Raw genomic sequence first — 19,177 nt, forward strand, 5'->3', positions numbered from 1 at the left:
ACTGCAAAGCTGACGACGCTCGCGATGTTCACGGCGCTGGCCATGAACGTCGCTTGCTCGAGCGATCAGAAACACGCCGAGGAGCCGAATGACGGCCCGATGGAACGCGCCGGAGAGACCGTTGATGACACCGCCGAAGACGTCGAACAGGGCGCCGAGGACGCGGTAGAGGCGACCGGCGAGGCCGCTGAGAGCGCCGGCGACTCGATTGGCGACGCAACCAAGGACGAAGAATAGCCACAGTTGGCTTCGAGCAGCTCACCGCCTCGACGTCGCAAGAGATGCCCTCCCCCCGGCTCCGCGCGACGTCAGCGGTGAGCGCTCCTAGCAGGATGTTGTTGATTGGCAGGGTGTCTACAACACGCTGCTTGCTTGACGTGGTGCATCCAAGCCAAGCGATTGATGCCTTCGAGGCATCGTGCCCTCATGAGCTCAAACATCACCCCCTCCAGTCCGTCTACGCTTGGACTCACCAACCGTGGCTGGCTGAGCACGGGATTCGTGGTGTTGATGTTGGCCATGAGCGCTCACGCGATGCTGGAGACGGCGCGCGACGCGCTCTTCTTGAGCCGCCTCAGCGCGGACCGCCTACCCCTGATGTACCTGCTGATGGGCGGGCTGGTGATTGGGGCTTCGTTCGTTCACGAACGTTGGTTCGCGAAGCTTCCGCGACGCGCGATGTTGATCGGCCTATGTCTGGTCGGCGCCGCTGGCAGCAGCGTGCTGTGGCTGCTTGCAGCCGCGAGAGACGTGTGGTTGCTCGGGGTGCTGTACGTCTGGACGGGGACGCTCGCGACGCTGCTACTGCTCCAGTTCTGGTTGCTGGCGTCGGAACACTTCGATGTGCTCGACGCAAAGAAGAGCTACGCTCGACTCGCCGCGGGTGGTGTCGTGGGCGCGGTGCTCGGTGCGGCGCTTGCGCGCACGGCGCTCGCGTGGCTCCCGACCCGGCATCTAATTCTAGGCTCGGCGGCGCAGCTCGTACTCGCCGCCGGGCTGTTGGTGCATCGGAAGTCGGGGACATCAGCAGCCGAGTCTATTTCTGCGCGGGAATCTGTAGACAGCGACGCAGAGGGAGAACCTGAGCAAGATGGCTACGCGTGGCGGGTGATTGGGCTCGTCGCGGCCCTCACGGTGGCGGCGACATTTGCTGACTTTCAGTTCAAGAGCGCCATCCAGACATCGCTTCCGAAGCACGAGCTCGCACCATTCTTGGCTTCCTTCGGTCTCGTAGTGAACCTCTTGGCGCTGGCATTCCAGCTGCTGATCGCGCCCTTCCTACTGCGCCGTGTCGGCGTTGGACGCAGCCTACGCGTGCTGCCAGGTGCGCTGTTGCTTGGCGGCTTGGGCTCGATGCTCGTGCCGGGCCTATCCGGCACCGTCTTGCTCAAAGGCGCCGACGGCAGTCTGCGCCATGGCTTGCATCAGGCGGCGACGGAGATCCTATTCCTGCCGCTCAGTGGTCAAGAACGCAGCCGCATCAAGACTTGGGTGGCGGCGCTTGGCAGGCGGGCGGCCCAGGCAGCGGGCTCGGTGCTCCTCTTGGCGCTGATTCCGCTGGCCAACGCTGAAATGACGGCGCGCGTCGGTTGCGTCGCTCTTAGCGCCTTTGCGCTCTGGGTGAGCTTCGGTCTGCAAGGCAAGTACGTCGAGCGGTTCCGCAATCGGATCCGCACGGGAACGTTGTTTCAAACAGAGAACGCCCCTGAACCCGATAAGTATGCGTTGCTCATGCTCGTTGACGCCTTGAACTCGAAAGACTCCGAGGAGTCGATCGCTGCGCTTGGAATGCTGGCGCAGCTTGGGCGCACGGACCTCATCCCGGTCAACGCGCTGCAAGACTCGCGGCCCCGGGTGGTGCTCGAGGCCGTACGCTTGCTGCGCAACGACCCCCGCTCCGAGGTTCGGCAGGCGATCAGCGAGCTCGCGGAACACGCCTCACCAGAGGTTCGCGCCGCTTCGCTCCGTCACGCTCGAGCCACGCGCTTCATGACCCGCATCATTCAGCCGCACCTGGCTGACGCCCACGCGGAGGTGCGCGGCGCCGCCAAGGTGCTCAGTTTGGTGCGCAAAGCGGCTCGGGGCTCGACCCGCGCATTCCGCTCCCTCCAGCGCCTGGGCGAGCGCGGAACCCCAGCGGAGAGGCTAGCCCTGGCCGCGCGTATCTCCGAGGTGCGCCCCAGCGGCGAAATCGCGAAGCGCCTAGCGGAGGATGCTCAGCGAAAGATCCGGGTCGCACTAGCCGACGGGCTCCTCCAGTGCCCGCGCGAGGAACACCTCGCGGCCTTGGTTCTGCTGCTCCTCGATCGAAAGGCCAGGCCCAGCGCGCGACGCGCCATGGTGCTCATTGGAGAGGCTGCACGAGACACACTTGTGCGAGCCCTGCGCTCGACGGAGACGGATCCTCAGATCCGACTACACATACCCCGTAGCCTCAGCAAGTTCCCTGAGACATCCGTCGCCGACCTCTTGCTGGAGCAGCTGGCTCGGGAGACGGACGAAGCGGTCAGCTACAAGCTGTTGCGGGCCCTCGGCGCCGCACGGAATCAAAATCCGGAGCATCTCCTCGACAAGCAGACACTCGAAGCTTGTATCGAACATGAGCTCCAGCAGCTGCGCGAACATCGGATCGCGGCAAGTCGGCTGACGGCGCTGTTCGGCGCGGAACCTCGCGACGATGCAGCAGAGCTGCTGATCACGTTGATAGGTGAGAAGCGCGACCGAGCGTTGCTCCGCGTGTTCCGCGCCCTGCATATCTGGGGTCCAAACGAGCGGTTCGAGGAGCTGTACTTCGGTCTGACCCATGACGATTCCGGACTTCGCGCGGCGAGCCTCGAGGTGGCGTTGAACCTCTTGCCTGGCGAGTGGGGCGACGAAATCGCCCGCGGTATCGAGGGTCCGTTGGAGGAGCCTGAAGCTGTCGATCCGGAGAGCGTGCTCAGCTCGCTGAGCGAGGCGAGCGGCGTGCTTGGAGAATTCGCAAGGGAGCTGATGCGCCGGCTGCGGAGAGCGGAACAGGAGAGCGAGAGATACGAGGGAGAGCGAGACTTCGCCGATGTCGCAGAGTAAAAACAACGAACTAGTGAAGGCTCGTCTCGAGCGGAGCCTGGCGCTGAAGTCCTTTCCGCCCCTGGCCGAGCTCGACGAACGCGTCTTGATGGCGCTCGCTGGCCACGCCGAGCTTCGCCGCCTCAACGCGGGCGAGTACCTTCAGGGCGAGGCTCCAGGGCCTCGCGCGCTGCGTCTGGTGGTCTCTGGGAGCCTGGCCGACCGACAGGGGGGGGTCCGTTATCGAAAGCATCAACTCGTGGGTGGCCCTCAAGCGCTTGCGTTTGGGGAGCATCTCGGAGGCGCACTCGTTGCGGAGTCGGATGCGGTCCTGCTCGAGTTCGAAGATCGGGTGCTGGAAGCGCTGTTCGAGGACGAGTTCAGCGCCCTGGAGGCCATGCTCCGCGGGCTAGCGAGAGTACTGCGCAAGCAGAACGGCGCACACCAGCCGATCTCGAACTCGGTAGGAGATGGCGGAATGGGCCTCATCGAGCGCGTACAGCTACTCCACGCCTGTCCCGGGTTGGGGTCCCTGGGACTCGATATCCTCGCGGATCTCGGACTCGAGGGCGAGCTCTTGCAGCTCCGGTCGGGGCAAGCGTGGCAACCTCAGACGGGAAGCTACGCGGCGCTCCTGGCTGGAGAGTTGAAGCTGCACAGCTCCGGCAAGGCACGCGCACCGAGCCTCGTCGGGTGGCTGGATGCGCTGGCAGAAGCCACGAATCGCCCACGCTGGGTGGCTGCGGAACTCAGCACGCTGATGGTCTTCGACATAGAACGCCTGTGGGACCGGCTCGAGGATCATCCAGAGCAAGGTGTCGAGCTGGTGCGTTCTCTGTCGCGTCTGTTGGCCTGAGCGGACACAAAACAAGCCGGGGTGGCGAAGACACGCTCCGCCACCCCGAAAGGGAACCGGTCGATGGATGCTACTCGGCAGCTTCGGCTGACGCGTCGTTCTCCGCGTCGTCTGCGCGGTGGTAGACGACGGTTCGGGGAAACGGGATCTCCACGCCAGCATCGTCAAACGCTGCTTTGACCCGACGCCTGAGATCGCGTTCGACTTCGAACACCTTGCCACCACCCTCGTTCTGGATCTTGCAGAGCAACCTCACGCCTACGTCCGAAGCGTTCAAGCCAAGCACACCTTGCGCCTCCGGCGGCTCGAGGACGAGATCCGAGTGCTCTTCTGCCCACTCGCCCCCCACCTGTTCGAGCACCCGTAGCCCGCGCGCGACGTCTTGCTCGTAGCTCACGCCCACCTCCACGATGGCGCGCGCCCAGCCACGATTGTAGTTTGCCACCGTCTTGATCTCCCCATTCGGGACGTAGAACAGTCTGCCGTCGAAGCTTCGCACCTGGGTCATGCGTAGCCCAACCGACTCAACGGTGCCGCGAGAGCCATCAATCTCGACGAGGTCCCCCTGAGCGAGCACGCCATCGAGGATCAAGAAGAAGCCGCTCAAGCAGTCCTTGACCAGGGTTTGGGCGCCGAAACCAACCGCCAAGCCGAGTACCCCCGCACCAGCCAGCACAGTTCCGATCGGCACACCGACCTTGTCGAGCCCCGTGACGATAGCCACCCCAGCGAGCAAGACGAAGGTGAGCGTCTTGAGAATTGGCGCCAGCGTGACCGCGCGCGGATGACCTCGTCGATGCATGCTCCGAGCGACCATCCCCGCGGAAACCCGCGCGATCACCAAACCTACAGCGACAATCACGACAGCGTAGATGATCCTCAAGATCACCTCGCTATGGCGATTGAAGAATGCGACCGCTTCGTTCATCGCTGCGCCCCCATGGGAAAGACGAGCGGGTGATTCGGATGTTGCCGTACGTTGCGCCCGACGAAGTGATAGGCGTGAGGTCGATCATGGCGCTGATGGTTTGCACACCACAGCTTCTGAAACCCGGACGCTTGGCGAATGCTCAGGCAATCCGGACAAGCCGGCTCGATCTTCGGGACATCGGGAGCATTGTGCACGACGAGCACGGGAACGCTGCACGCACGTATCACGTGCTCCGCGACGGAGCCGAGCAGTAGGCGAGAGAGCCCTTTACGCCCGTGGGTACCCACGACGACGAGCTCCGCCTCCAGGTCTGCCTCGAGCTCCCGGATCACCTCCGTGGGCTCACCCACCATCACGTGCAGAGCACACGGAGGTATCGACTCCTCACTCGGCCAGGCCCCTCGTAGCCGTTCGATCTCCCCCTCGACCACCGAGCGTACCCGGCTGACGGCTTCTTCCCGATTTAGGGACTGCGAGCCTTCGGGGAGATCGAGAATCACCCCATCCATGTGCCCGCGAGCGACGTGGACCAGGTGCGCTGCCAAACCGTAACGCTGCGCGGCGCGCAGCCCTTCGGACAGCACTCTGGGCATCAGTTCTTTGAGATCAATGGCGACCAGCGCCGTGCGAATTGGTTGGGTCATGGTTTCCTCCTCGCGCACCCGTGAGGGCCGCGCAGGTCATCAGCGGAGCTGACGCCACGCGTCGCGCATTGTTGAATTGTTGCTTGTTCGCGCCTCCCCGGCGCGAATCGTTCTGTGTTCGCGCCTGCGCGCGAATCGGCTTACTCGCCTGACGCGCGAGCGCCTTCGGGCGCGATGCGGACTAGTTCGCGAACCGGTTCGCGACGTGGCACCAAGATGACGCCGCAACTGCACAGGCGCGCCAGGCTTTGCGCCAGTGCACCAGTCTCCGACTCGGCGTCGTCGCCGACACCGACCACGATCTTCTCGATCTCTTCCGTGCGGATCATGGTGCACAGCTGACGTTCGTCGCCGGTAAAGACCTGACCGTGGATCAGGGCGTGGCGCTGCTCCCCGAAGCGCCCGAGAAAGCGCAGCAAGTCCGCGGCATCGCCGTCGCCAGCCTCACGCCAGAGCACCACCCGCAGCGTCTTGGTCGCCTTACCCGGTTGTTTCAACACCCAGCGCACGGCTCGCTCTGCAGCGTCGCTGAGATCGATGGGGATCAGAACCTTCGTCAGACTTCCCGACGGCTCCTTCGAGAGCAACTCCACTGGCGCGGCCGCCACTTCCGACGATCGGTCGCCTACTGAGGACTTTCGCTGCGTCATGCTTCTACAGATGCAGGCTCCGGGCCAAGGAGCACCTCGGTCGTTGACTAATCGTTGCGAAGGGAATCAGCGCAGTTGTCCTCAGGATCGTCGACTTTTCCACATGACAAACTTTCGAGCTCGCGAAGCGCGCCGATTGCCCGTGGCGAAGTGTGGCGTTTTTCCCCCTACGTGACAGGGTGACCGACCACCCAGCGCGCGTTCGGCTCGAATCCGGCCGTCGTAGGATCGCCTTCGAAGCGCAACGCGCCCGCCGCAGTCAACGCCTCAACGGCGTCCTCCGCCTGAGCCATCGACATGCCGAGTTCACGGCAAATCAAGTCGCGAATTGCAGTCTTTCCGCGCACGTAGCCGCAAGCGTCGATGCTCCCGATGTGCTGACTCAACCAGCGCGCGAGTTCGTGAACTCTGGGGGGGCTTGAAACGATTGGATGAAACTGATTCATACCTGCGATCGATGCAGCATGCGTGCCGTTGGAACGATGTGTGCAGTTCCCTCCTCGAGTTTTCCGCAAAGAAAGGAACCCAGGCACCATGCAGGACAATGACAAGATGATCCCACCGACGGATCTGCCGAAACGCACCGAGCCGCAACCCAATGAGAACCCAGGACGGGAGCCTGTCCCGTCTCCCAAGCCGAAGGTCGCCCCGACGAAACCCCCGGGCGCGCCGGTGCCGATGCGAGACGAAGTACCTCGCTAGCCCGCAACTCGGAAACAACCAAGCGCGAGTCACGAGAATGCGCAAACGCCGGCCCGGAAATTCCGGGTCGGCGTTTGTTTTGTAGGGCCCCGCGTTGCAAAGGGGGCGGTGTAGGGGCGGTATTCTTGGGCGAGGTCGCTGCGTGGAGGCAGCGACCTTCAGCCAGTAGCGGAGAGGCTTACCAATCGCGCGAGCTCGGCGAACAGCAGCCGCGGACGCAGCGGCTTCGGGAGCACCGCGGCGGCGCCTTTCCGCAGGATTAGATCATGGTTCAGCTTCGGATGAAGCGCTGAGACGACTACTGCAGGGATCCCCTGCTGCAGAAGGGCAGGCAAGGCATCGAGTCCACTCAGGCGAGGCATGTCAAGGTCGGTCACCACCACGTCCGGGCGCGGGTCAAACTGGATTCGTTCAACCAGCGCCTGGCCGTCGACCACGCTTTCCACGCGGAACCCCCGACGCTCAAGAGCGCGTCGCAGGAGTGTCCGCGTGTCCTCGTCGTCGTCAGCGATGAGTACTAGCGGTCCTACTTCGCTCATGTTCAATCGCTATGCTTGGGTTGACTCCGCGCTCTTCGCAGCCTTGTCGCGAGCTTCGTAGCGATCCAGCTTGCGATAGAGCGTCCGGCGATCGAGGCCGAGAATCTTCGCTGCCTGCGTCTTGTTGCCTTGGACCGCCTTCAGCACACGGCGGATGTAGCGTTCCTCCAGCGCGTCCAGGGTGAGCATTTGCTCCGGGTTCTCGCCACCCATGACGACCTGATCCGAGCGGAACGTCTTGATCTTCTCCGGTAGGTCCTCGACGGTGATCTTGTCGAAGCGAGCCATCGCCACCGCGCGTTCGACCACGTTCTCCAGCTCACGCACGTTGCCCGGCCAGTCATACTCGAGGAAGCGCGCCGCAACGGCAGGCGCAAACCCCGTGACCTGGCGACCGCTGCGATCAGCGACACGTCTAAGGACGTGCTCCGCCAACAGGAGGATGTCGTTGCCTCGTGTTCTCAGTGGCGGCGGACGTAGGCGAATCACGTTGATCCGGTAGTAAAGATCTTCACGGAAACGGCCCTGCTTCACCTCGGTCTCGATGTCGCGATTGGTCGCGGCGACGATCCGCGTGTCGAAGTCGAGCTCCTTCGTTCCGCCCACTGGGCGCACCTTGCGCTCCTGCAGCGCACGCAGCAGCTTGACCTGCATCTCGAGAGACATCTCGCCCACCTCATCGAGGAAGAGCGTTCCGCCGTTCGCTTCGCGCATCAGGCCGTCGCGCGAGAGCTTCGCGTCAGTGAACGCTCCTCGAACGTGGCCGAAGAGTTCGCTCTCCAGCAAGTTCGACGGCAGCGCCGCGCAGTTGATCGCGACGAAGGGGCCGTGCCGACGAGGGCTGCGGGCGTGAATTGCGCGCGCCACAAGCTCCTTTCCGGTGCCGCTCTCGCCCGTGATCAGCACGCTTGCTTCGCTGCCAGCTACGCGATTGATCACCTCACCTAGCTCACGCATCGGCTCGCTCTGACCAATCAGACCCTCGAGCGACGCGGCGCCCCCAGCGCCCTCACGCAGGCGAGCCAACTCGCGATGAAGCTCCGAGTGCTGAGCAGCGCGACGCACGGCGTGGGCCAGCAGCTCAGCGTCGATCGGCTTGCTGATGAAATCGTGGGCGCCTGCGCGGATCGCACCGACTGCGGTCTCCATGCTGCCAAACGCGGTGATGACTACCACTGGAGTGTTGGGGCGGTTCTCGACGACCCATCGACACAGGTCGAGGCCGCTCTCCCCTCCCAGCTGAACGTCACACACGACCACCTCGAAGTCGTGCTGGTTCAGGGCGGCGAAGGCCTCCTCGGAGTTGGTCGCGGTCTGTGCTCGAAAGCCTGCTCGCTCGAGTTGCTTGAGCACGAGCTTGCCCATCTCGACGTCGTCATCGACGAACAGCACGGCGCTGCGTGTTTCCTTACGGATTTCCTGAATGTCGCTCTGCTTGGGTTCAGGAGCAACAGGTTCCTTGTTCAAGACCGACGATGCGGGCTGAGGTTCTTCGATCGCATCACGCGAGTTATTGGTGTCCGGTTCGTCATTGGGCGTTGTGGCATCCAGCAGCATGGTGAGGCGCTCTCGCAAAGGCCGTGCCGCACCGCAGAGTGGGACTCACAAACGGAACTACTTGAAATCAAACAGTTCTGAATTCAACTCCAGGCAGCCGCGGCCGGCTGCGCACGATGCGTTTTGCCACACTGTAGCAGCTTGCCTCGAAACTGCTCAGCCAGCCGGCCGTCTTTTCGGCGTCCGCCCCCCGTGCGCCTCAGCGTCGCCCCCTGCGCCGCAGTTTGGCCCCAGGTGTGCCATCCCGCAACGAATGTCCCGCACATTTCCCCAGGATCTCGCCTCGCCACATCTGGCATCCGCCATGCACCAGGAGACGGCATGGCAACTCTATTCGCTGTCTATCGAGACCACGCACACGCGGAACGCGCGGTAGCTGAACTAATGCGCCTCGGTGTCGACCAGAGGCGCCTGAGCCTATTCCTCACGGAAGAGGTTTCAGGACTCATTCCCAAGGTGAGACCGGCAGTTCCTGAGGGAGCCGTCGCGGGCGGCGCCTTGGGCGCTCTACTCGCTGGCATCGGTGGCATTGCAACGCTGGCGCTGCCCGGACTCGGTCTCGTAGTCGCTGGTCCGCTCGCCGTAGCGCTTGAGAGCGCCGTGGTCGGCGCCGTCGGTGGCGGCTTCGCAGGGGCGCTGATCGGTATCGGCGTGCCTGAGAACCAAGCCAAGCGCTACGCAGAGAGCCTGTTGGAGCACGGAGTGATCGTGGCCGCTAGCCCCGCGACCCCAGACGAAGCCCAGCTGATTGAAGCGGTGTTCGAGGACACCCGGGGAGTCGACCTCGTGCGTGCGCAGCATCCTGGACAGTCCGTTAGCGTCAGCCTGTAAAGCGACAGCCACCCCAGCCACCACGGAGCAACCAGAGTGAGTGAATATCACGAACCCGTAGATGAACTTTCCAGTACCGCACGGAATTACCACCGAGCCCTAACGAGCCTAAAAGAGGAGATCGAGGCGGTGGATTGGTACAATCAGCGTGTCGAGGCTTGCGACGACCCCGAGCTGCGGCGCATCCTCGAACACAACCGCGACGAGGAGATCGAACACGCGGTGATGACCCTCGAGTGGTTGCGTCGGAATATGCCGGCGTGGGGTGAGCAGCTCGACGAACATCTCTACAAGGAAGGTCCCATCGTCGTGCCTCACGGCCCCGCTAGCGCCGCGAAGCCGACGTCCCCCGAAGAGCAGCGGGGCCCGCGCTCTCTGGGCATCGGCAGCCTGCGCGCCGCCAAAGAAGCCGCGGTCAGCGGCTGAGCGGATCGCGACTACGGCAATCATCGCGGGCCTCGAAAGTCAGGACCAATGGACCCCGAACGACCACTGAAACGCGCCATCGTCACGTTCTTTGCGCTCATGTCTACCTACGTGGCGCTATGGGCAGTCGTACACGTCGCATTCGAGCGACTGCAGTAGCTACCCTCCCCCAAAAAACCGCCAGCAAGCACCGGCTGACTGCCCCCTGAGTATTGGAGTGAAAGCCGGCCATGGTGTATATCCTCGAGGATATGAAAGACCGGCTTCGCCGTTTGCTTCGTTGGGCCTCCGCTTGCGGTGCGAGTTGTGCGTTCTTAGCTCTCTCGTCGCCAGCATCCGCGCAGGCCAACTTCCATTCGTCCCCACTCGCCGGACGCTCCAGCTTGCTTGGTGGTAGCGGTGTTGCGCTTGGGGTCGACGGAGCGGCTCCGTTTCTGAACCCAGCCAATTTGAGCCGAATCGGGGACCGGTCACTGGCGTTCTCTTCTCGCCTCTTCCGCTACTCGTGGTCGACTATGCGGAGCCTGCATCAGCCCACGACAGCTGACGGCTCATTCACCGGGGCTACCGTCGACGATCCGAACCTCTCGCGCACCCAGCTGAGCGCGTTGCCGGACACCACCTGTTACTTCTTCGGCCCGAGCGGGGGTGAGGAGCGCGCCAAGCTACGCGTCGGTCTGTGCTTGGCAAAGACAGAGGAGCTCGACCTCGGCATGGAGGCCGTCAACTCCAGCTTCGACACGCCCGCGGGTACGCTCAAGCAGACTCGCGCGTTGTCAATCGACTGGAGTAACCGCGCCTTCGGACCGAGCGTCGGGTTTCCCTTGTCGGAGAAGGTGTCTCTGGGGGTCAGCCTGAACGTACTCAGGGCACGGCTGAAAGAAGATTCGAGCGTTAGCTCACTACTGGACTCGGGCTCGGGCGTGATTACCTCGGGGAACTACTCGAGCTACGGCCATTCCTGGGACCTAGCAGCGCAAGTGGGCATCACCTATTACGTCGACCCCCATTGGACCCTGGGGTTCAGCATGCGAAGCCCGACGCTGCACCTGTTCGATAGCTACAACTCGGGTTTCGGCTCCACGAATAGCGGCGGAGACGGTGTGCTCGAGACCCGTGAAGGGAGCTTCGTCGTCAAGCCGCCGATGCGCTTCAACGCTGGCGTGGGATTCGAGCTCGGTTGGCTGCGGGCAGAGCTCGATGTGTTCGTGCATCCGGCGCGCTCGAGCTATCTGGAGATCGACGCCCAGGGGACTCGGAACGAGGTGAGCGGCGGGCTGGCGAGCTCGAGCAACTTCGCCGACCGACGCCGCGAAGACTCGAGCACGATGGTGAACGCCGCCGTGGGTGTCGAGACATTCATCGACCGCGATTTCAGCTTGCTGTTTGGCTTCGCGACGGACCGCTCAGCGGTGCCCCAGATCACGGCGTCGAACGTGGACCAACGGATTTTCCACAGCAGCATGGACTACCTCCGAGCCTCTGCTGGCATCGCGAGCTACACGGGGTACGGCGACTTGGTCTTCGGTCTGCGTTACGATCACGGCTCGGGCTCGCTGGCCGTGCTGAGCGGCAACCAAGATGTGTCGCGCTGGGGTGTCTCGGAGTGGCAAGACGACGCGGTCGTGCTGGTGTTCGCAGGTCGAGTGGATCTGCACACCATCCGCTCCACCGCGGACAAGATCGCAGACACGGTCGAAGGTGGGGCGAAACCACCGCCGCCCGCATCGAAGCCGCAGGAACCGCTACGCAAGCCAGAGAGCGAGTAGCACCGGAGGTGCGCGTGTCATCCACGAGCGAGCGGTCGCTTTACGCCTCACGAGCTCTCGTGGGCGGTGGGAAAACCCCGACGATTCAGGCCCATTCGCAGAGCAGGAGTCGGCACGCGGCTTGCGATAGCGGTGGGCATGTCACATCGAAAGTTCATCGCGGTCGCTCCCCTGGCGTTGATCGCTCTGGGTTGTGCGAGCGACCCGGCGCGCAAGCCGGTGGCAGTTGGCCCCGGGTATACCAACGTTGTCGCTTCCCGCGACCAGACCCCAGAGCCTGAGCCTGAGCCTGAACCTCTGCGCAACACGGGTTCCCTGCACTTCTCCAAGAGCGTGCAAAACTTGTGCGGGATCTCCGCGGAAGCCGACCCGAACTTCCGCTACGACTCGGCAAGCCTGAGATCTCAGGATCAGCCCGAGCTCAAGCAGCTCGCAGACTGCATGCGCGATGGCGCAATGGTCAACTACGAGCTACTGCTCGTGGGGCATGCTGATCCGCGCGGTAGCGAGGACTACAATCTCGCGCTCGGTGGCTATCGCGCTGCCAGTGTTCGCCAGTTCCTGATCGAGCACGGTGTGGATGAATCACGGATCACCACCTCCTCGCGCGGCGAGTTGGACGCAGATGGCTACTCGCCCTCGACCTATCTAGAAGACCGCCGAGTGGACCTCATGCTACCTGGAGAGCGGTAGCTCAAGCAGTCCCAAACCGTCACCGCTGTGGGAGGAGAGAGATCATGTCCAAGGATACAGCACAACACCCGCTCGTGTTCGTCGCTGACGACGACCCAGAACTGCGCCAGATGCTCTCTGCTGTACTACGCGCAGCGGGTTTCCAAACGGAAACTTTTGAAAACGGGAAACTCCTGCAGCAGCGCGCGCTCAGCGATGCGACACCACCCGACGTGATCGTGACGGACATCGATATGCCCCGCATGGACGGCTTGACGGCCATTGCGGAAATCCGCAAGCAGTATCCCGAGCTACCAATCGTCGTGCTGAGCGCCATCGCGGAGGCTCCCCGAGTCGCCCCGACGGCCGAGGCGTGCGGCGCCAGTCTCGTCGTGAGCAAGCCGGTCGGCTTGGTCGAGCTGCGCGAAAACGTCGAGGCGCTGCTTGCGAGGGCAGAGCGACCGCGCTCGCCGATCGATTCGAACGAAAGTACCGCCGCCTGCTAGGCGGAAGAACGTAAACCGCCGCACAGCGTCTATAGAAATTTTTCCGTGCGGCTTTAAACAAAGGAAACGCATATGAACATGGAACATCTCAAGGGCAACTGGAAGCAACTCAAGGGCAAGGTGCGCAGCCAGTGGGGCAAGCTCACTGACGACGACGTCGAACAGATCGCCGGAAAGAAGGACGAGCTCGTAGGTCGCCTCCAGGCTCGCTACGGCACTGCGCGCGACGAGGCGGAGCGTGAGGTCGACAGCTGGCTGAGTAAGCTCTGATTGACGCAGAAACGCCGACGGACGTCGCCTGGTTGGGGGATCCTCCAGGCGACGTCCGTCGTTTGTCCTACCCCATCACTCGATCTTGCCAGCCGGACGACGGCCAGGCATGGTCGCGCTCAGAAGCCGCAAGCTCTCCACGACCGCTCTGCGGCTGATTCCTACCCTAACCAGAGTGTCACGAGTGACTGACGCATTTCCCCCGCTGGGCACGATCCAGCCGCGAGATCTCTTGCGCGCTGAACGCCACGCCGCCCTACGGCGCTTGGCGGCGTCACTCTCCCATGCGCTCGGGACGCCACTGAACGTAATCTCCGGAAGAGCCGAGCTGATCGAACTCGACGCCGAAGAACTACCGGAAATCCTCGACAGCGCGCAAACCATTCGGCGGCAGGCGCTGCGGATCTCCGACATGCTCAAGCAAGTGTTGGCCGAGCTTGATGGGCTGGACGACGAGAGCGAGGCTCACGATTTCGGCCGGCTGCTGGCGGCATTGAGGAGTCAACTCGCCAGCAATCAGCTGCATATCGATTCCGCCGTGGAAGGCAAGACCTTGCGGCGCGGAGAGCGCGCAGAGGCGTTTTTACTTCAAGCCGTCGGTTGGGCGAGAGACGTCGGCGCACTGGAGGGCCTGGACGTGGCGCCTTCCGAGCGCGGCATGGAGTTTCGCCTACGGCTACGGCCGATCGACGTTCTTGATATCCGTACGGCACTGGAACCGTGGATCCATCGCGAAGCGACCGAGAGCCGCCAAGGCGCGATCGAGTTGAAGCCTAGGGACGCCGTGCAGCTGGCGGTGGCCCTAGGACACGCGCGGGACGCTGGGGCGGAGCTCGAACTGCGCCACGCGATCGACGGCTCGCTATTGGTCGCGCGCTGGCCCCAACGGGGCTAGCTCCTCACGCGGCCTCGCCGCTAGCGAGGCGCTCAGTCGCGCCCGCGACGTTCTTCTGCGTCCACCAAGAGGCGGTCGAGTTCCTTACGCCGCAGCGGCTTGGTCACGAAGTCATTGCATCCAGCTTCCAGCGCCGCCGCCCGATCGGACTCCCGAGACTGACCGGTAACAGCGACCAGCGTGGCGCGTGTAACGCCGCTCGCGCGGAGCTTGCGGGCGAGCTCGAGTCCGCTGAAATCCGGTAGTCCGAAGTCGAGCAACACGAGGTCAGGCGCTTGGGTCTGGGCGGCTTCCAGCGCTGCTGTTGCGGTCTGCGCGCTGCGCACGTGGTGTCCCCTGCGCCGAATCAACAGCGCCATCATCTCCAGCGTGTCAGCGCTATCGTCTACAATCAGCACGTCAAGCATCCGCTGCGAGGTTAGCACGAAGTCGTTCATAGCAAAACCCCTATCAATTCCACATAGAAATTCGAAACAAGAGTTCCCGCCGAGCGCGGCGACGGCATCGTCGCCGGCTTGACCTACACGTTGGTCCTGTCGTCGGCGGACAAGCGCTGCAGGTCGACGTCTTCGGGCCGCACCGCGTGGAGTTCCGTCAGCGAAGCCCGGGGCCAAACGAAGTAAAAAGCAGCGCCCTGACCAAACTCGGATTCGACCCACACGCGACCGCCGCGCTCTTCGACGATCTTCTTCACGACAGCCAGCCCGATGCCGCTCCCCTCGACTTCGTCGCGGCTCTTGAGTCGCTCGAAGAAGCCGAAAATACGCTCGTGAAAGCGCTCCTCGATGCCCGGACCGTTGTCTGCGATGCGGAACTTCCAGCCCTCGGGCACCCGCTCCGCGCTCACGGCGACTTGGCATTGCTCCGGGTTGCCATGCTTGATGGCGTTGCCGACCAAGTTCAGCAGCACCTGCTGAAGCGGAACGCGCTCGGTGTGCAGGGAGGGCAACTCGGTGGTCGCCTTCACCTCGACATAGGCTTCGGGACTCAGTAGGTCGACCACCTCATCCAGGAGGGCCTTGACCGGCACGTCTTCCGGCGGCGTGCGTCGCCCCGCCCGAGAGTAGGTGAGGATCCCCTCGATCAACGACTCCATGCGCGAGACGCGTTGGTGGAGCAGCGCGAGGTTTTCACGGGTCTCGTCATCCAACGAGTCCTCAAGATCTTCTTCGATGAACGAGGCGAGGCTCGCGATGCCTCTGAGTGGCGCCTTCAAGTCGTGAGAGGTCACGTACGCGAATTGATCGAGATCGCGATTCGCGCGACCGAGGCTCTGGATCAAGCGTTCGCGGTGGCGGCCCTGCTCCGCGAGCTCGTCGGTTAGCTGATGCTGTTGTCTCAGGCGCTCGGCGAGCTCCGCTTCGTTGTTGCGGAGTTGATCCGCTTGGTCGCTGAGCAGCGCGGCCTGCTCACGCAGCGTGCGAGCTTGCTCGGCGCTCTCCGCCAAGTCGCGTCGCAGCACCAGCTGTGCGAGGAACGCAATCACGAACGCAATCAGTGCTCCGCCTCCGACAACGAGTTGGTTGCGTTGATAGGCTTCTCGCTCGGCGGTTAGCGCCGCTTCGCGCCGCTCCGACTCGCGGCTAGTGAGGCGAGCCAGCGCCGCGCGCACCAGGTCCATGGTGCGCTTTCCAGCGTCCTGCTTGACGAACTCGCCGGCACGCTGCTGCCCCGCAGAGTCGAATAGCTTTACCGTGTACGCGAGTTCGTCGAGGCGGGCATCGACCTGCTTCTCCAGTTCCTTCAACTCGGCAGCAGGCAGGTTCAGTTCTCGCACCTCTTTGCGCACTGCGCTGAGACGCCGGAGCGCGGCGCTGTATGGCTCCAGGTACTCCTTTTCCCCGGTGATCAAGTAGCCACGTTGCCCCGTTTCCGCGTCGAGCAACACCTGCAATAGGTTGTCCAGAGCCTGTAGGCGTTCGTGCGACTCTTGCACGATGAGTGAGCGCTCGCGGGCGTTCGACATGTTGATGGCGGTCACCCCACCAACCACCAAGACAACGACACTCGCTGCTACGGCCAGATTCGCACGCAGTCGCTTCACGCCACGCTCCATGAAGCTTGCTGTGGCGCGCGCGATCGCATGCTGGCCCGTTGGTTAGTCGATGCGGTCCGAACCGTGAGCCGCTTCCACCAGCGGCGCTTCGGGTGGCACGGCGGTCCTACCGCGACCCATCCAGCGCAACAAGTCAGAGTCGACAGCGGCATTCTGACACGCGCAAGAGACTCGCTCGCGAGGCTTGCGCGAACGCGTCCGAGTCCTTCATGCTTGGAACAACAAGCGCGACGCTCGCGCTGGACGAAGCCATCTACACGTCTCACGCGTTTCCGTTGAGACGGAGCCAGTCTGTGACATTCGGTATGACCAGCATCAATCGCGAAGACCCCGCCTATCACATCCTGCTCGTCGAGGACGACGCGGTGGACGTGAAGACGGTGCAGCGGGCCTTCAAAGAGAACAACATCTCGAACCCCTTGGCAGTCGCCACGAATGGCGAAGAAGCCCTGGAGATGCTGCAGAACGGCAGCGTCAACCCGTCGAGACTGCTGGTACTGCTGGACATCAACATGCCGCGCATGAACGGCATCGAGTTCCTTCGCCATATCCGTGCGGATGAAAACCTCAGACACCTGTCGGTCGTCGTCCTGACTACTTCCAACGACGATCGCGATCGCATTGAGGCCTACCGCTTGAACGTCGCCGGCTACATCCTGAAGCCGGTCACCTTCAATCGCTTCGTCAAAGCCATGGCCGCTCTGAACAAGTACTGGACGCTCGTCGAACTGCCCTGACCGAAACGGATGCCGTGGGCAGCAGGCGCTTCTGGCGTTCCGTCGCCGCACGCTAGGCATCCAAGCCTCGCTGAGCCATATCCGCGCGGCGCAGCGTGAACGAGAACCGCGACCCCTCACCGGGCTTCGAATCCACACGGATATCGCTCTGGTGTGCAAGCAAGACACCCCGCACGATTGCGAGGCCCAACCCCGAACCGGCGGACTTGCGATCGGCGCGCCAAAAGCGCTCGAACAGCAGCGGTTGATGTTCGCTGGAGATCCCGGGGCCCGAATCCTGAACGGCAAACGACACGCCATCCGGCACGACGTCGACCATGAGCCTCACGGAGCCGGCTTGAGTGAACTTCAATGCGTTGCCCAAGAGGTTACTCAGCACCTGAACCAGGCGATGGCGATCCGCCTCAACGGCGGGCAACTCGGCGGCGCGCTCGATCCTGAAATCGAGCCCCTTGGCGTCGGCCAATGGTTCGTGGATCTGCAGGATCTCCTCGATCACGCCGTCTAGCTCGCACGCCTCCGGGTTCACCGAGAAGCGCCCGCTGGCCATCGTTTCCGCGTCAAGCAGGTCCTGAATCAGGCGATTCATGCGCGAGATCGAGCGCTGCACGATCTCGCCGTAGTCTTCTGCGTCCTCGGACTCGCTCTCCTCCACCAAGTTGTCTGTCGCGAGTGCCAAGGCATTCAGCGGACTCCTCAAGTCGTGACTCACCACGGCTAGGGTCTCATCGCGAATGCGTACCGACTCTTCCAAGCGCCACACGAGGAGCGCGTTATCCAGCGCCAAGCCGACACGTTGTACGAAGTCGCGTGCGAGGCTCAACTCGTCCCGACGCCAGGGCACGGGCGACTCCAGGAGCAGCAAGCCAACGGAGAAGCGCGTCGTGAGCGGCAGCCACGCGGTGTACCTCACCCCCCACTCGGCCAGATCCGGCACCGCCTCGCTCGTATTGCCCGGTGGAATGACCAGTAACTCGCCCTTGCGCACGAGCGTCGCGATCGCCTCACCCCGGGTGGCGTCAGCGCCGTACAAGCGCTGTGCGAGCTCCGCGAGCTTTCCGTCACCGGGCTCCACGGCGTAGCTCCAGCCGCCCCCTTGGGGAGCGACGCCGAGAATGCAGCCGCGCGCCAGGCGCGGCACGGCGGCCCGCACCGCTGTCTCCAGGGTCCGGCGAAAGTCCAAGCCCCGCGCAAGATCGTTACCAACCGAGAGCAAGAACTCGAGGCGCTCCTCGTTGCGCCGCCGGTCAGTGATGTCGGTGAGCGTCAGCACGAGACCCGTGGGAGTCTGACGATCCGCCCCCATCATCAAGCTCACCCGCTCTTGTACGGTGATGCGCTCTCCTTCACGAGTACGCAAGACGAGCTCGGTCGGGCTTCCCAGCAGCCTGCGCGTCAGCGCGCTATCCATACGGTCGCGCTGCGCCGGTCGATCCTGATCTTCAACGTTCAGCACCGACCAGAGCTGCTTGCCAAGGCACTCCTCCGCTTCGAGCTGACAGTACCGCGCGGCAGCGGGATTGAGGTAAGTGACGTTGCCCGCACCATCCGTCGTGATGACGCCGTCGGCGACGCTTCGCAGGGTCGTTGCCAAGGACTCCCGGCTCGTCCGCAACGCGTCCTCGGCGCGCCGCGCCTTTTGCTCGCTGCGAAACACCCGCACTGCGTTGCGCAGCGCCGCCTCGATCCGATCGGGACTCGCGGTCTTGGTCAGGTAGTCCGCTGCTCCGCCCTTGAGCAGCTCCACCGCCAGCTCCTCGTGGCCCTGCCCCGTGAGCACGACAATGGGGCGGTCCACACCCGCCTGCTTCAAGCGACCAAGCACCTCGAGCGCATCACCGTCGGGCAAGCGATTGTCGAGCAAGATGCAGTCGATGGTCGGATCTGCAGCGCGCTCCAGCGCTTGCTCAGCAGTCTCCGCTTCGACCAGGTCGTAGTCCCGCTCACCACGGGTCAGGGCACGGCGAATGGACAGGCGATCGACTTCGTCATCGTCGATCACCAAAACGCGCAAGCTGCGACGTACTCGAGATGCAGTCATGTCGGATGGGAGTGGAGCCGTGGCACCTTCGCTTGGCACGTGGCCCC

At 63.5% G+C, this 19,177-nt stretch carries 21 protein-coding genes; 12 read left to right on the plus strand and 9 right to left on the minus strand.

The features are described 5' to 3' along the window. The first annotated feature begins 24 nt into the window (after nt 1–24). From H6718_05500 to H6718_05510, 3 genes are all read left to right on the plus strand, one after another. Nucleotides 25–237: a YtxH domain-containing protein gene (locus tag H6718_05500; GenBank protein ID MCB9584829.1), complete on the plus strand. Its 213-nt coding sequence runs from the start codon at nt 25–27 to the stop codon at nt 235–237. 189 nt (nt 238–426) lie between these two features. Continuing rightward, complete coding sequence (locus tag H6718_05505; protein MCB9584830.1) at nt 427–3,069, plus strand: hypothetical protein; 2,643 nt, start codon at nt 427–429, stop codon at nt 3,067–3,069. Beyond that, complete coding sequence (locus tag H6718_05510; protein MCB9584831.1) at nt 3,056–3,904, plus strand: Crp/Fnr family transcriptional regulator; 849 nt, start codon at nt 3,056–3,058, stop codon at nt 3,902–3,904. Before H6718_05505 ends, H6718_05510 begins: the two co-directional genes overlap by 14 nt. 70 nt (nt 3,905–3,974) lie before the next feature. Here the strand turns inward: H6718_05510 and H6718_05515 are convergent, their stop codons facing one another. The 4 genes from H6718_05515 to H6718_05530 form a co-directional block, all read right to left on the minus strand. Beyond that, a complete protein-coding gene (locus H6718_05515) occupies nt 3,975–4,832 on the minus strand; it encodes a mechanosensitive ion channel family protein (GenBank protein ID MCB9584832.1) in 858 nt (285 codons plus the stop codon). After that, the gene (locus H6718_05520; GenBank protein ID MCB9584833.1) at nt 4,829–5,479 is read right to left on the minus strand and encodes a universal stress protein; all 651 of its coding nucleotides are present in this window, start codon (nt 5,477–5,479) and stop codon (nt 4,829–4,831) included. The genes H6718_05515 and H6718_05520 overlap by 4 nt, the downstream gene beginning before the upstream one ends. A 140-nt stretch (nt 5,480–5,619) precedes the next feature. Next, nucleotides 5,620–6,129 (minus strand): universal stress protein, encoded by a 510-nt coding sequence (locus H6718_05525; protein ID MCB9584834.1) that lies wholly within the window; start codon nt 6,127–6,129, stop codon nt 5,620–5,622. A gap of 167 nt (nt 6,130–6,296) precedes the next feature. Continuing rightward, nucleotides 6,297–6,575 (minus strand): hypothetical protein, encoded by a 279-nt coding sequence (locus H6718_05530; protein ID MCB9584835.1) that lies wholly within the window; start codon nt 6,573–6,575, stop codon nt 6,297–6,299. A gap of 88 nt (nt 6,576–6,663) precedes the next feature. Between H6718_05530 and H6718_05535 the strand changes: the two genes are divergently transcribed. After that, nucleotides 6,664–6,831, plus strand: a complete 168-nt coding sequence (locus H6718_05535; protein ID MCB9584836.1) for a hypothetical protein — start codon at nt 6,664–6,666, stop codon at nt 6,829–6,831. Between the two features lie 158 nt (nt 6,832–6,989). Here H6718_05535 and H6718_05540 read toward each other — a convergent pair whose 3' ends face one another. Both H6718_05540 and H6718_05545 read right to left on the minus strand, forming a co-directional pair. Next, on the minus strand, nt 6,990–7,370 hold the full coding sequence (locus H6718_05540; GenBank protein MCB9584837.1) for a response regulator: 381 nt from the start codon (nt 7,368–7,370) through the stop codon (nt 6,990–6,992). Between the two features lie 9 nt (nt 7,371–7,379). Next, nucleotides 7,380–8,927, minus strand: a complete 1,548-nt coding sequence (locus tag H6718_05545) for a sigma-54-dependent Fis family transcriptional regulator (GenBank protein ID MCB9584838.1) — start codon at nt 8,925–8,927, stop codon at nt 7,380–7,382. A gap of 321 nt (nt 8,928–9,248) precedes the next feature. Between H6718_05545 and H6718_05550 the strand changes: the two genes are divergently transcribed. The 7 genes from H6718_05550 (at nt 9,249) to H6718_05580 (ending at nt 14,296) form a co-directional block, all read left to right on the plus strand. Then, nucleotides 9,249–9,758 (plus strand): hypothetical protein, encoded by a 510-nt coding sequence (locus H6718_05550; GenBank protein ID MCB9584839.1) that lies wholly within the window; start codon nt 9,249–9,251, stop codon nt 9,756–9,758. Nucleotides 9,759–9,794: 36 nt separating this feature from the next. Continuing rightward, nucleotides 9,795–10,184 carry a ferritin gene (locus H6718_05555; GenBank protein MCB9584840.1) on the plus strand — a complete coding sequence of 130 codons (390 nt, stop codon included), beginning with the start codon at nt 9,795–9,797 and terminating at the stop codon, nt 10,182–10,184. A 515-nt stretch (nt 10,185–10,699) separates the two neighbouring features. After that, a complete protein-coding gene (locus tag H6718_05560) occupies nt 10,700–11,953 on the plus strand; it encodes a hypothetical protein (GenBank protein MCB9584841.1) in 1,254 nt (417 codons plus the stop codon). Nucleotides 11,954–12,091: 138 nt separating this feature from the next. Then, a complete protein-coding gene (locus tag H6718_05565; protein MCB9584842.1) occupies nt 12,092–12,646 on the plus strand; it encodes an OmpA family protein in 555 nt (184 codons plus the stop codon). 44 nt (nt 12,647–12,690) lie between these two features. Then, a complete protein-coding gene (locus tag H6718_05570) occupies nt 12,691–13,131 on the plus strand; it encodes a response regulator (GenBank protein ID MCB9584843.1) in 441 nt (146 codons plus the stop codon). 72 nt (nt 13,132–13,203) lie between these two features. Next, nucleotides 13,204–13,401 (plus strand): CsbD family protein, encoded by a 198-nt coding sequence (locus H6718_05575; protein MCB9584844.1) that lies wholly within the window; start codon nt 13,204–13,206, stop codon nt 13,399–13,401. A gap of 175 nt (nt 13,402–13,576) precedes the next feature. Continuing rightward, entirely contained in the window at nt 13,577–14,296 is a 720-nt protein-coding gene (locus H6718_05580; protein MCB9584845.1) for a hypothetical protein, read from the plus strand. 32 nt (nt 14,297–14,328) lie between these two features. Here the strand turns inward: H6718_05580 and H6718_05585 are convergent, their stop codons facing one another. Then, entirely contained in the window at nt 14,329–14,733 is a 405-nt protein-coding gene (locus H6718_05585) for a response regulator (GenBank protein MCB9584846.1), read from the minus strand. An 83-nt stretch (nt 14,734–14,816) separates the two neighbouring features. Continuing rightward, nucleotides 14,817–16,340, minus strand: a complete 1,524-nt coding sequence (locus tag H6718_05590) for a CHASE3 domain-containing protein (GenBank protein ID MCB9584847.1) — start codon at nt 16,338–16,340, stop codon at nt 14,817–14,819. Nucleotides 16,341–16,657: 317 nt separating this feature from the next. Between H6718_05590 and H6718_05595 the strand changes: the two genes are divergently transcribed. Next, nucleotides 16,658–17,089 carry a response regulator gene (locus H6718_05595; protein ID MCB9584848.1) on the plus strand — a complete coding sequence of 144 codons (432 nt, stop codon included), beginning with the start codon at nt 16,658–16,660 and terminating at the stop codon, nt 17,087–17,089. Between the two features lie 52 nt (nt 17,090–17,141). Here the strand turns inward: H6718_05595 and H6718_05600 are convergent, their stop codons facing one another. Continuing rightward, nucleotides 17,142–19,130 (minus strand): response regulator, encoded by a 1,989-nt coding sequence (locus H6718_05600; GenBank protein MCB9584849.1) that lies wholly within the window; start codon nt 19,128–19,130, stop codon nt 17,142–17,144. Nucleotides 19,131–19,177: the final 47 nt, after the last annotated feature.

The sequence above is a fragment of the Polyangiaceae bacterium genome, from assembly GCA_020633205.1.
Classification (GTDB): domain Bacteria; phylum Myxococcota_A; class Polyangia; order Polyangiales; family Polyangiaceae; genus JAHBVY01.